A 12,541-nucleotide genomic window follows, 5' to 3' on the forward strand; every position below is an offset into this window, starting at 1 on the left:
CTGAGCAACGGCGCAACCGCAGCTCGCTTACCCTGTTGACGAGGCCTGTTGATGGGGCCGTCGGTAGGCGAGGATGAGCAGCAGCGCGCCGCCGAGGAGCATGGGCAGGGTCAGCAGCTGACCCATGGTGAGCCAGTCGAACGCTAGATACCCAATGTGGGCATCGGGCAACCGCACGAACTCGACGCTGAACCGGAATAGGCCATAGAGCACCAGGAAGAGCCCCGAGACCGCCATCATCGGTCGTGGCCGGCTCGAGAACCACCACAGGATGATGAACAATACCAAGCCTTCGAGACCGGCCTCGTAGAGCTGCGAGGCATGCACCGGCAGGCTCCATTCGGCATCGAGCGGCAGCCCGGCGCAGTACGCCGGGAAACGCTCGCAGGGCAGGCGCATGCCCCAGGGCAGGTTGGTCGCGTGCCCCCACAGCTCGCCATTGATGAAGTTGCCGATGCGCCCGGTCAACAGGCCGATCGGCACCAGCGGGGCGATGAAGTCGCCGACCGCGAACACGCGCATCCCGTGCTTGCGCGCGAACAGCCAGACCGCCAGGATGACGCCGATCAACCCGCCGTGGAAGGACATCCCGCCCTCCCAGACCTTGAGCAGATTGAGCGGATTGGCCAGGATCTGATCGAAGCCGTAAAACAGCATGTAGCCGAGGCGACCACCGGCGATGACACCGATCACGCCGTAGAAGACCACATCGTCGACCTGCTCGGCGCTCCAGCCCGAGCCTGGCCGTGACGCCCGCCAGCGCCCGAGCAGCCAGGCGGCGGCGAAGCCGATCAGATACATGAGCCCATACCAATGGACCTTGAGCGGGCCCAGAGCGAAGGCGACGGGGTCGATGGCGGGATAGGTCAACATGGGCGCGGATAGTAGCATGAGATTATTGCAATCCGACGGGCAGCTCGATTTCCAATGCGCGCAGGTCAGCACCGGCACGCCCGGCGAAGAGTCGCAGATCGTCGCTCACCATCGCCCAACAGCGCGGCCCGATCCGTTCCGGCGCGCCGCTGAAGTCGGTCTCGAAGCGCATCCGGCGTCCATCGAAGGTGATACGGATACCCAGCATGACCGCATTGGAATCGGCGTGGTCTTGGCGCTGGCTATCGGCACCCACCTGAACCTCCGTATTCGGATCGCCATCGGCTGAGCGCGGATAGATCGCCACACTGATCTCGACAAGCTCGGTTGCCAGGCGCGGGGTATTGGTCTCGATGCGGGTCAGCGTGCAATCCGGATTGCGGCAGCGCTCGCGCAACGCGAACGAGAACTCACGATCGACAAACACGCCGATCGCGTGCTCGACCTCCTCGAGCTGGCGCTGACAACGGCGCAGATGTTTCGGATAGGCATTGTCATCCCGTAATTGCTCGCGGATGACCTTGCGCAGCCGGTCGAATCGCTTCGGCAAGGTGCCGCTATGAAAGCCGCGACACATGAGCCTGCGCATGGTCTCGGCATGCGCGCCAACACTGGCCGGCTCGACCGCGATCGCGGGCGTCTGCTCGGCATCGGATGAGCCCAGCGGCTCGCGATGGTTGGCTTCATAGAGCTTCCAGTTCTCCTTCAGCTCCCAGACCAGGAAGCCAAATAAGCCGGGCAACAAAACGATCGTCAGCGTCACCAGCGGATAGGCGATTACCTTCGGCAAGACCGACTCGGTGACCTCGACGAAGGCCGTGGTAATGGCGGGCAGGAAAGGCAACAACAGCTTGTGGCCGATGGTTACGATCGGGAAGTGCTTGACTGGATTGACCTGCGGCTCTACCAGCACCGTGACATAAAACTGGATCAGGGCCTCGGAGAGACGCCATAGCGGCGACAGTAGGGTCTTGACGGCAAGGCTGCTCCAGCGCTCGCTGAGATGGTGAGTCAACCCCTCGTCAACGCGGTGCAACACCTGCGAGAAACGGCGCGTTACCTCTTTGAAGAAGAACAGCAGCTGCTGGATCAGCCCGATAAACAGGGCCTGATTGATGCGTTGCAGGTAAGCAGCGATGCGCGTGCTCAGATTATCCAGGAAGCGACGCCCAGCCGGTGTATTACGCGCCAGGGTGCCAAGCGCGAAGGCCAGCCCAAATAACCACAGGCCAGGCTCAATGGGGACCTCGTCCACCAACACCGCTAACGCGATAATTGGCACCAGCGGCAGGATGCCGATCAGCAGCGGCTGGATCAGGTTGCGCCCCAGCCCGCGCATTAGGCCGGTGCTCAATAAACCAGCAATGGGCCACCAGCGAATCAACTCACGCGGTCCATCCCACGCCAAGAAGCGCAGGACACGCCAGCCCCCGAAGGTGACAGCCTCTGCAAGATGGCGGCCGATTCCGGTGTAGGCGATGAGATTGATCAGGCTACCAATGAGGATGACGGAGGTTGGCTCGGTCAGATAAAAGCGCTTATCGATGAACGGGAATAGCGCCATCAGCAAATCCATGCTTTTAAGCACCAGATAGGCGCCGCCAAAGGGCAAAAATAGATAGCGCAGGAGATCGCGCCCGAGTGGGGTCCCGAACAGCGGCGCCCCCAACTGCTGCAAGCCCTTGATGTAGATCTCACCGGGACGATAGACACCGGGCAAAGCCCGCTGAGCGGTGCGATCGAAGCGCCGCAGCCGGTCACCACGGAAGAATTCACCCCAGTTTGGGTCCGGCAAGCGCAGAATATTGCGAGCGACGATATCGCGGACATCAGTGAATTTGAGATGGCGCCGATGTTTGATCACATCGAGCAGTTCCAGCTTCATCTTGTGTGCGGCGACGATCTCGCGGTGATTGCGCGGAATAAAATCAGCCTCCCGCATCGCCTGCTCGAGACGCGGCGTCAGCTCGGTATCGAGCCGGTCGGTGATCGCGCGGTTCAATGTCCGCAACAGGGTCGAGAAGCGTTCTAGATCGGTGATTGGCCAGAACAGTTCTTCGAGCCGAGCGCGGCTGGTTTCGAGGGCTCGCAGGGCCTTGAGCATCGGCTGGAACGGTAATAGCTCGCGGATCTGAGTGCGGCCTAGGTGCAGCAGCCAAGGCCCGACACGAAGCCGGTAATAATCGGTGGGGCCTTCACGCATCAACTGCTCGAGGCAGCCCAGGAGCCCTTGGGCCGCGGGCGAGCCATCACGCGCACGATCATCCTCCGCCAGGCGATGGATCAATGCCCGCAGCTCGGTACGGCTGTGCGTATCCACCGCCCAACGCTCGGCCAAGCCCTCTGCGAAACGAGTCTCGACCAATGTCTCGCGTCCTGCAACGACCCGCTCGAGCGCGACCGGCAAGGCCAGCGCATCAGGCATTAAGCGCCGTGCCAAGCGCCGTGCCGCCGCCAACCGTCGCAATGCCAACGCAAGATAGCCACCACGCTGAGCGCGGATGGCCGCTGACACGGTCTGCTCGAACAAGGCGATATCGGCACGCAGGTCGGCCTCGCGCTGCAAACGGTTGCCGGCGGCAGCCACCCGACTCCGGCGCCCAAGCAGCCGCCAGGGCAGCACTGGCGGCACCCAGCGCAAGACCCCAAGCAGCCGAGTCCACCAAATGCCCAGTTGGTCGCCGAGGCGCTCGATCCAGTCTGGCTGCAGATCCAATCTTGAGCCATGCGCGAAGGCATCCAGCAGCCTTTGCTCGAGACATTCCTCTGTCAGGGATCCGGGCTCTGCCTGAGTGCCGCCCGGCTGCGCCCGCGCTCGGCCCTTGCTCGCCTGAGCGACATGCACAGGATGCGTCAACGCACTCGCGCGCGCTGTGCGCGCGAGCACTTCCACGAGGTCCGGATCGCTGCGCCCATAGGGAAGGGCTGTCGGCAACAAGGGCACATCGTCGCGCAAGCGTGCGCCACTGCCCGGGCGACTCTTAAGCAGCAGGCGCGGCAGTCGTTCATCGACCAAGGGACGCGGCAGATCGAGACCAGCCACCGACAGCCAACGATCGACTCGGGGCCAGACCTGAATAGCGGGAAAGAAGAACCCACGCGCGCCTGGTGCGAAGTAGCGCAGCCTGACCACAAACGCGACAAAACTGCGGCAGATGAGATCATCGTCCCACACTGGAAGGATCAGGCCATCATGGGCCAGCACCTCGCGCACCTCGGCGAAGGCATCATGACCAATCAACGCACGCAGCGAACCCGCATTGAGCCCTGCACCCTCTTCCTCGCAATCGCGCGCGTCTTGCCAGGTCCTTGCGACTTCAGCCTCGAACGAGCGCGCCCAGTAGTCGTAGCGCAGGCGCGTGAAGCTGCGTTGTTCCAAGCGTTGATTCGGTGGACTCGGGAGCAGGATGACATGCTCGGGCAACCGCAGCCCCTCGATCACCGACAGCGCTTCGGCGTTTTCGGTCTCGAGGCCGAGCAGAAAATCCGCTCGCGGCATCAAATAATAAGGTAGGTCGGGGATCGTGACCCCCACCAGACGCTCGCCCAGCTGGCCCTCGATCAGGCGCTCGATGGCACGTGCATGGAACAGAAACAGGCCCTCGGCCGGTTTCATGATCTGCTGGCGGAAAGCCTTGGCGGTAACGATGGACATGCTGGACTGGCTGGCGGCGACAGCGAGCGCTCATCTGGCGAGCAATCCCGGCGGCTTGCCCAACGCTCATAGTTAGATCATCGAGAAGGTGAGGACAGACTCAGCGAATGGGACAGCCGCAGGTTTTGCGCAACTCTAACCGATTACCTCGCCTGATGGCGGGCTTTTACCACAGCAATGGGACTCGGCCGAGACTTCACGACCTTGCATGCCAAGCACGACCGGTTTCCTCACCCGGCCGTGCTCGTTAGGGCTCATGAGGGATCATGAGCCGCGGGGGATCAGAAGCTGTAGGTCGCGATCAGACGCCAATGGCTCATGGTGGCGTCAGCCTTGTTGCCCGTGCGTGGATTGACGAACCCATCGTATTCGCTGGTCCGGTTGACATAGAAGGTCTTGAGCGCCAGTCCTTTGATCTGCTTCGGCTTGTAGACTAGCGCCAGATCGATCTCTTCGGCGTCCTTGGTCGGCGTCGCCGCTGGTGTCACATTGAGCACTCCGCCGGTGGTCTCGGACTGGCCGTAGTCGAAATAGGCCGCCATGAAGCGCAGACCCGGCATGATCTGGTAGCTCGCGCGCAGTCCCCAGGCGTTGACATCCTTGCGGTAGGCATTGCGCGAGAAGATGGAGCTGGTAAACGCGGGATCGCCGCCAAAGGCGTTTAAGAAGGCGGTATCGCCATTGGATTGGTTCCACATCACATGGGCGGTCCAGCGCTTCTTGGGCCCGATCACTCCCGCTTTGAGTCCGAACAGGTTGTAGTCGAGATCCCCGTCACCGAAGTTGGCCCGAATGGCCGGGCCACCCTGGATCCCCTGGGTGCCATCGCCAACATCGTCTTGACGCAGATATTGCGCGCCGAGGTCGAGCTTCATGCCCTGCAGCGGAATCTTCGCGTCGACCTCGGCATAGACGTTATTGGCGATGTCCTGAACATGGTAGTTCCAGAGCGACAGCGTGGTATGCGGCAGCCCCGCATAGCGCAAGCTCGCAACGGTCATGCCGGAGATGTCGTCGGCCCTCGGCCCCAGCGCGATCTGCCCCAGGTTGAAGAACCTGGCTTGACCCAATCCGGCTTGATTCGGCGCCTGCGCAACACCTGCGGTCCCGGTGGCCTCGCCGATGAAGCCCCAGTCGGTCATCGCGCGGGTTCCAAGGGACATCTGCGTCACCTGCCCGAGCGAGATATCCAGCCCCTCGATCGGCTTGGCGCCGACCCGCAGCACCGTGTACGCATTCGGCACCAGGTTATAGGTGTTCTTGGTCAACGGTGTCTCGAGCTGGCCGCGCCCCGCGAAGGCATAGAGTTGCTTGCTGGCGAAGGTCAGATTGATGTTGGTGAGCTGGCCTTTCTGGGCGCCGGTGTCATTCAGGAACAGGCCGCGCGCGGTGCGTTCCTTGCCGGCCTTTGGATCGAAGTCGGTACTGTTGAAGATGTCGCCATTGAGGGAGGCCGCCGCGTTGAAGCGAAAGCCGTTCCACGCCGGACTCTTGTAACCGGCCGTCACCGCGTAGCCATGACCACTGCTCGGGTCCCATCCGTTGTCTCTTGCCGACAGGATGCTGATGGCTCGGATCCGCCCCTTGAGTTCGCCGTAATCATGGTCCTGGAACTTGAGTTCATAGGCGCCGGCGCCTGCACCGCCTAGGCCCATGGATAGGCCGACGGTTGCAATCCCGATCTGTCTTCGCATCATCATCACCCTTCTCCTCGTCTCGTCTGGTTGGTGGTCGCCATCTTTGTTTCTTGTTGGCAACAAAAATACTACAGTTCTGCAACATATGTGGCGCAAAATGGCGCCCGCGCTGCCATTCCGCCCACTACAGAATGATTGATTGACAGATATCAAAATCACCAGCCCGCAATCATCCACGCACAGCCTTCACGCCCACTCACACGAACGCCACACCAAGATGCATCGCGCTTCTAGCGCGATGCCCGCAGCAGAGTGTTATAATGTTGCGAAAATCATCGTGGTGCCGCTTGATACCGAGGTTCCAGCCGTGCGCAGACTCAGGTTGCTATTCGTTCTTTCGCTCTTGTGTGCTGGCATGCCATCGCTCGCCGATGACGGGGCGCCCGCGCTCAAGGTCTTCGCCAGCGTGTTGCCGGTCCAAACCTTCGTCGATGCCGTCGGGGGCGAGCGTGTCGACACCGAGGTCATGGTGCGACCAGGACAAAGCCCGGCCACCTATGACCCGAGCCCGAAACAGGTCGCAGCGCTCGCCGAGGCCGATCTCTATGTGCGCGTCGGTGTGCCCTTCGAGAACGCCTGGATGAAACGCATCCAGGCCGCGAATCCGGGCATGCCGATCCTCGATCTGCGTGACGGGCTGCCATTGCGGACCCTCAAGGCGCACGATCATGGCCACGACCATGCTCACGATCAGGCGCACCCCGATCAGGACGCCGAGGCCATGGACCCGCACATCTGGACCAGCCCGCCACTGGTGCGCGCGATGGCCACCGCCCTGCGCGAGCGCCTGAGCGCACTCGACCCCGAGGGCGCGGCACTCTACGCACGCAATCAGCAGCGCTTCGATGCCGAGCTTCAGGCCTTGCATGAAGCGCTCGAGGCCCGCTTGGCTGAACTCGACCAGCGCGCCTTTCTGGTCTATCACCCGGCCTGGGGCTATTTTGCCGACACCTACGACCTCGAGCAGATCCCGATCGAGCGCGCCGGCAAGGAACCCGGGCCGCGCCGGCTCTCGGCATTGATCGACCAAGCGCAGGCCACCGGCGCCCGGGCCATCTTCGTGCAGCCGGAGTTCGATCAACGCGCCGCCCAACAGATCGCCCGCAGCATCGGCGGGCGGGTCGAGTCGGCGACCCCGCTGGCTGGGGATTACGCCGCCAATCTGCGCCGCTTCGCGCGCATCCTGGTCGAGGCTGATCCGACGTCCAACCGGTCGACAGACGACGAATGAAGCCCAGCTCCGCCGCCATCGAGACTCAGCAGGTCGGTTTCGCCTACGGCGATGTGCCGGTGCTGGAAGATGTCAGTGTGCGGGTCGAGGCCGGTGAATTCCTCGGCCTCGTCGGCCCCAATGCCGGTGGCAAGAGCACGCTGTTGAAGCTCATCCTCGGCCTGCTCAGCCCCCAGCAAGGCCAGATCCAGGTCCTCGGTCGCACGCCGAAACAGGCCAGACGCCACCTCGGTTACGTGCCGCAATACCCGGCCTTCCCGCGCGAGTTTCCGATCCAGGTGCTGGATGTGGTGCTCATGGGCCGGCTCGGGCTCGCTGCCACACCCTGGCACAGGGTGGGCGGCTGGCGCCGTGCCGACCGGGAGATCGCGCGACGCACATTGGCCGATGTCGAGGCCGGCGATCTCGCGGCCGCACCCATCGGCGCGCTGTCGGGGGGGCAGTTGCAGCGCGTACTGCTCGCGCGCGCGCTGGTCGGCGAGCCCGAGATCCTGATCCTCGATGAGCCGACGGCGAATATCGATCAGCGCCTGGAAGGCGAGATCTTCGAGCTGCTGAGCCAGTTGAACGACCATCTGACCATCGTCGTGGTCTCGCACGATATCGGTTTCATCTCGAGCTATGTCAGTCGGGTGGCCTGCCTGAATCGCACCCTGATCTGTCATCGCACCGAGGCCATCGATGGGGATGTCATCAATGACCTCTATGGCGAGCGGGTGCGCCTGATCAACCATGCACACGGGGGCAACCAGGGGCACGCCGAGCATGGCTGAATTCTTCAATGCATTGGTCCAACACGGCTTTCTGCAGCAGGCCCTGGTCGCCGGGCTGCTCGCCAGCATCGGCTGTGGTCTGATCGGCCCCTTCGTCGTCGTCAAACGCATCACCTTCCTAGCCGGCGGCATTGCCCACTCGGTGCTCGCCGGCATGGGGGCGGCCCTGTTCTACGGCTACGACCCGCTCAGTGGCGCCCTGGCCGCCGCCGTGGTCGCGGCCTTGTTGATCGGCTGGGTCAGGCTGCGCTGGCGCACCGGAGAGGACACCGCCATCGGTGCGCTCTGGGCCATCGGCATGGCGGTCGGCATCCTCTTCGTCTCGCAAACACCCGGCTATGCCACCGACTTGATGAGTTTTCTGTTCGGCAACATCCTCTTGGTTCCGACCCGCGAACTCGGCTTCATGGCCATGCTCGACCTGGTGCTGCTGGTGACCGTCGCGCTGTTCTATCGGCACTTCGTCGCCATTGCCTTCGACGACGAGTTCGCGCGCTTGCGCGGCGTGCCCGTCGATTTCTTCTATTTGCTGCTGCTGGTGCTGGTGGCGGTCACGGTGGTGTTGATGATCCAGGTCGTTGGCCTGATCCTGGTCATCGCGCTGCTGACCCTGCCGGCGGCGGTCGCTGGTCAATGGACCAGAACCCTGGCCGGCATGATGATCGGCGCGACGCTGATCGGCGCCCTACTCACCAGCGGCGGGCTGGCCCTGTCCTACGCACCGGATCTGCCCACCGGGCCCACCATCATCCTACTGGCGGGCGCGCTCTATCTGGTCTCCGCCATGACCGCCAGCGTCCGCGCCAAGCGCCGCGCGCGCAGAGCACTCCGAGCAACCACGACCCCCTAATGGACGAAGACACCCTGCATCAGGCCCTGAGCACGGCCGAACGGCTGTGCGCACAACGCGGCGTGCGCTTCACCGCGCAACGTCGCCGAGTCCTGGAACTCGTCTGTCGCGCCGAACGTCCCATCGGCGCCTACGAGATCCTCGACCAGTTGCGCGAGGGCTCCACGGCGGCACCGCCGACGGTCTACCGCGCGCTCGATTTCCTCCTCGAGCAAGGATTGGTGCACAAGCTGGAAACCCTGCATGCGTTCATCGGCTGCACCCATCCCGAGCACCCGCACGCGAGCCAGTTCCTGATCTGCGCCGATTGCGGGCGCGTCAATGAACTCGAGAGCGAGGCCATTGCCGGGGAGCTGCGCGCCCTGGAGCAAGAGACGGGGTTTCGTCCCGAGCGCCCGGTGATCGAAGTCCTCGGCACCTGTGCGCATTGCACCCATAAGCCCCGTAAGACCTAAGGATCAGCCGATCCCGTTGAGCCATGACCCCATTTCACAGCGCCGCATCCCTTTGCATCCTCCCACTCGACGCTAACACTGCATCAGCACCCGAAGCGGACGGACGGACTCCAGGCCCTCGGCGGCTGTGTCGGGTCCGCCAGGCCGGAGCGATGCTCGGGCTTTTGGCACTGCTGCTCGCAGGCTGCGGGGGCGCGCCGGACGACGGCAAGGGTCTCGCCGAGGAGGAGCTTGAACTCTCCTGGGATGACCTGATCCCCGCCGATTGGCAGCCGGAGACGCTGATGGAGGAGTACGACGCCGAGAGCCTCAGCGACGATGATCCGCGCGCCCTGGAATTGATGGACAAGCTCAGGGCGCTTTGGGCCGAGGCACCGGTGGTCGCGGCGCTCGATGGCCGACAGGTGCGTCTGCCCGGCTTCGTGGTGCCGCTGGAAATGGATGCGACCCGCATCCGGGAGTTCCTGCTGGTGCCCTACTTCGGCGCCTGCATCCATGTCCCGCCACCCCCGGCGAATCAGACCATCCTGGTCACCACACCGGATGATCAGCCCTATCCCGGCGGCCTCTTCGATACCGTCTGGGTCGAGGGCCATCTGCGCGTCGAGCCCTTCAGCGACGAACTCGGCGATGCCGGCTACCAGATCGAAGAGGCCAAGGTCAGCCTCTACGAGGAGCGTTGATCAGCCCAACGGGCTGAGCGCATTTGTCCCTATCAGCGGCCTGTCTAAGCGGGCTCGAAGTGCAAGGGCGCTTGCTGGCAGAGCCGCGCGAGCAGCCGCATCGCCTCACGATTCGTCCAGGAGCCGGCGCGTTCGATGGCTTTCTCGAACGGCAGCCAGAGCACCTCGCTGTGCTCGGCCGGGTCGATGCGGATATGTCGCCGATAGGGAAGCCGCAGCGCGAACCAATGCTCGCGATTGAAGCAGATGCCCTGCGCGTAGCGTTTGCGCCACGGGTTGATGATCGGGAACAGGCGCGATTGGTGCAGATCGATCAGCCCGGAGGCGCCGAGCAGCCCGGTCTCCTCCTTAAGCTCGCGCAGTGCGGCACTGCGCGGGGATTCACCCGGCAGCAGGCTGCCGGTGACCGATTGCCAGAACCCGCTCGGCCTGACGCGATTGAGCAGCATGAACTCGCCGGCGGTGTTGAACACCACCACCAGCACCGAGATCGGGCGCTTGAGCGGCTCAGGCACGCAGCTTGATCCGCAGCGCCAGCTCCTTGAGCTGCGCCTCGTCGACCGTCGAGGGCGCGTCGGTGAGCAGACAGGAGGCGGTCTGCGTCTTCGGGAAGGCCATCACATCGCGGATCGAGTGGCTGCCGGTCATCAGCATCACCAGCCGGTCGAGCCCGAAGGCGATGCCGCCGTGGGGCGGGCAGCCGTACTTGAGCGCGTTGAGCAGGAAGCCGAAGCGATCGTTGGCATCCTCGTCGCTGATCTTCAGTAGCCGGAAGATGCTGCGCTGAACCTCTTCGCGGTGGATACGGATCGAGCCACCGCCCAGCTCGGTGCCGTTGAGCACCAGATCATAGGCCCGCGACAGGCAGCTGCCCGGATCGGACTCGAGCTGATCGAGCTGCGCCTCCTTGGGCGCCGTGAATGGATGATGCAGCGCCATCCAGCGACCGGTGTGCGGCTCCTTCTCGAACATCGGAAAGTCGACCACCCAGAGCGGCCGCCAGCCCGCCTCCATCAGCCCTCGATCCTGGCCGAGCTTGACCCGCAGCGCACCCAGCGCCTCATTGACCACGGTCGCCTTGTCGGCACCGAAGAAGACCAGGTCGCCGTCCTCAGCCCCCGTGCGCGCCATGATGCCCTCGACCGCGCTATCGGGCAGGAACTTGAGGATCGGTGACTGCAGCCCCTCACGGCCCTTCGCCGACCAGTCGTTGACCTTGATATAGGCCAGCCCCTTAGCGCCGTAGATGCCGACGAACTGGGTGTAGTCGTCGATCTCCTTGCGCGTCAGCGCGCCGCCCTTGGGCAGGCGCAGCGCCGCGACCCGGCCCTCCGGGTCGGCCGCCGGACCGGCGAAGACCTTGAACTCGACCTCGCCCATCAGATCGGCGACATCGATCAGCTCCAGCGGCACGCGCAGATCGGGCCGATCGGAGCCGAAGCGGCGCACCGCCTCGGCATAGGTCATGCGCGGGAAGGGCTCGGGCAGTGCGACTTCGAGCACGCTCGCGAACAGCTCGCGCACCATCTGTTCCATCAACTCGGTGAGCTGGGCCTCGTCCAGGAACGAGGTCTCGATGTCGAGCTGGGTGAACTCGGGCTGGCGATCGGCGCGCAGATCCTCGTCGCGGAAGCAGCGCGCGATCTGATAATAGCGATCGAGCCCCGACATCATCAGCAACTGCTTGAACAACTGCGGCGACTGCGGCAGCGCGTAGAACTCGCCCGGATGCACCCGACTCGGCACCAGGTAATCGCGCGCGCCCTCGGGGGTCGATTTGGTCAGGATCGGCGTCTCGATATCGAGGAAACCATGCGCGTCGAGGAAGTTACGCAGGGTCTGGGTGATGCGGCTGCGCAGGCGCAGGCGCTCCTGCATCTCGGGGCGGCGCAGGTCGATATAGCGGTAGCGCAGCCGGACCTCCTCGGAGGTGTCGGCGCCGTGCTCATCGAGCTGGAACGGCGGCGTCTCGGCGGCGTTCAGCACCTGCAGCGAGAGCCCCAGCACCTCGACCTGGCCGGTCGGCAGATCCGGGTTCTCGGTGCCCTCGGGCCGGGCGCGCACGCGGCCGCTGAGCGCCAGCACGTATTCGCTGCGCACCTGCTCGGCGAGCGCGAAGATGTCGGCGCGATCGGGGTCGAAGACCACCTGCACCAGCCCGCTGCGATCGCGCAGATCGATGAAGATCACGCCACCGTGATCGCGGCGGCGATGGACCCACCCGCAAAGACTGACCTCGCGGTCGATGAGCCCGCTCTCGAGCTCGCCGCAATAATGACTGCGCATGCCGTTCGATCCCCGTTAGACTGATCACCGGCAACGGT

At 64.0% G+C, this 12,541-nt stretch carries 10 protein-coding genes; 5 read left to right on the forward strand and 5 right to left on the reverse strand.

The genetic code is table 11. The features are described 5' to 3' along the window. Positions 1-27 precede the first annotated feature (27 nt). The 3 genes from lgt to CCR82_RS15045 all read right to left on the reverse strand — a co-directional run bounded on the left by lgt (position 28) and on the right by CCR82_RS15045 (position 6,228). On the reverse strand, positions 28-873 hold the full coding sequence (lgt, locus tag CCR82_RS15035) for a prolipoprotein diacylglyceryl transferase (RefSeq protein WP_201246622.1): 846 nt from the start codon (positions 871-873) through the stop codon (positions 28-30). 22 nt (positions 874-895) lie between these two features. Beyond that, on the reverse strand, positions 896-4,528 hold the full coding sequence (locus CCR82_RS15040) for a sulfite exporter TauE/SafE family protein (RefSeq protein ID WP_201246623.1): 3,633 nt from the start codon (positions 4,526-4,528) through the stop codon (positions 896-898). A 281-nt stretch (positions 4,529-4,809) separates the two neighbouring features. Further along, positions 4,810-6,228, reverse strand: coding sequence for an OprD family outer membrane porin (locus CCR82_RS15045; protein ID WP_201246624.1), 1,419 nt, complete (start codon positions 6,226-6,228; stop codon positions 4,810-4,812). Between the two features lie 352 nt (positions 6,229-6,580). Here CCR82_RS15045 and CCR82_RS15050 point away from each other — a divergent pair, with 352 nt between their 5' ends. From CCR82_RS15050 to CCR82_RS15070, 5 genes are all read left to right on the forward strand, one after another. After that, positions 6,581-7,456: a metal ABC transporter solute-binding protein, Zn/Mn family gene (locus tag CCR82_RS15050; protein WP_201246625.1), complete on the forward strand. Its 876-nt coding sequence runs from the start codon at positions 6,581-6,583 to the stop codon at positions 7,454-7,456. Beyond that, complete coding sequence (locus CCR82_RS15055) at positions 7,453-8,229, forward strand: metal ABC transporter ATP-binding protein (protein WP_201246626.1); 777 nt, start codon at positions 7,453-7,455, stop codon at positions 8,227-8,229. The genes CCR82_RS15050 and CCR82_RS15055 overlap by 4 nt, the downstream gene beginning before the upstream one ends. Next, positions 8,222-9,079: a metal ABC transporter permease gene (locus CCR82_RS15060; RefSeq protein ID WP_201246627.1), complete on the forward strand. Its 858-nt coding sequence runs from the start codon at positions 8,222-8,224 to the stop codon at positions 9,077-9,079. The genes CCR82_RS15055 and CCR82_RS15060 overlap by 8 nt, the downstream gene beginning before the upstream one ends. Next, positions 9,079-9,534 (forward strand): transcriptional repressor, encoded by a 456-nt coding sequence (locus CCR82_RS15065; protein WP_201246628.1) that lies wholly within the window; start codon positions 9,079-9,081, stop codon positions 9,532-9,534. The genes CCR82_RS15060 and CCR82_RS15065 overlap by 1 nt, the downstream gene beginning before the upstream one ends. Before the next feature lie 152 nt (positions 9,535-9,686). Continuing rightward, a complete protein-coding gene (locus CCR82_RS15070) occupies positions 9,687-10,217 on the forward strand; it encodes a DUF3299 domain-containing protein (protein ID WP_201246629.1) in 531 nt (176 codons plus the stop codon). 44 nt (positions 10,218-10,261) lie between these two features. Here CCR82_RS15070 and nudB read toward each other — a convergent pair whose 3' ends face one another. Both nudB and aspS read right to left on the reverse strand, forming a co-directional pair. Beyond that, complete coding sequence (gene nudB / locus CCR82_RS15075; protein WP_201246630.1) at positions 10,262-10,732, reverse strand: dihydroneopterin triphosphate diphosphatase; 471 nt, start codon at positions 10,730-10,732, stop codon at positions 10,262-10,264. Beyond that, positions 10,725-12,503, reverse strand: a complete 1,779-nt coding sequence (aspS, locus tag CCR82_RS15080; protein WP_201246631.1) for an aspartate--tRNA ligase — start codon at positions 12,501-12,503, stop codon at positions 10,725-10,727. Before aspS ends, nudB begins: the two co-directional genes overlap by 8 nt. Positions 12,504-12,541 lie beyond the last annotated feature (38 nt).

The sequence above is a fragment of the Halochromatium salexigens genome (assembly GCF_016653295.1).
Taxonomy (GTDB): domain Bacteria; phylum Pseudomonadota; class Gammaproteobacteria; order Chromatiales; family Chromatiaceae; genus Lamprobacter; species Lamprobacter salexigens.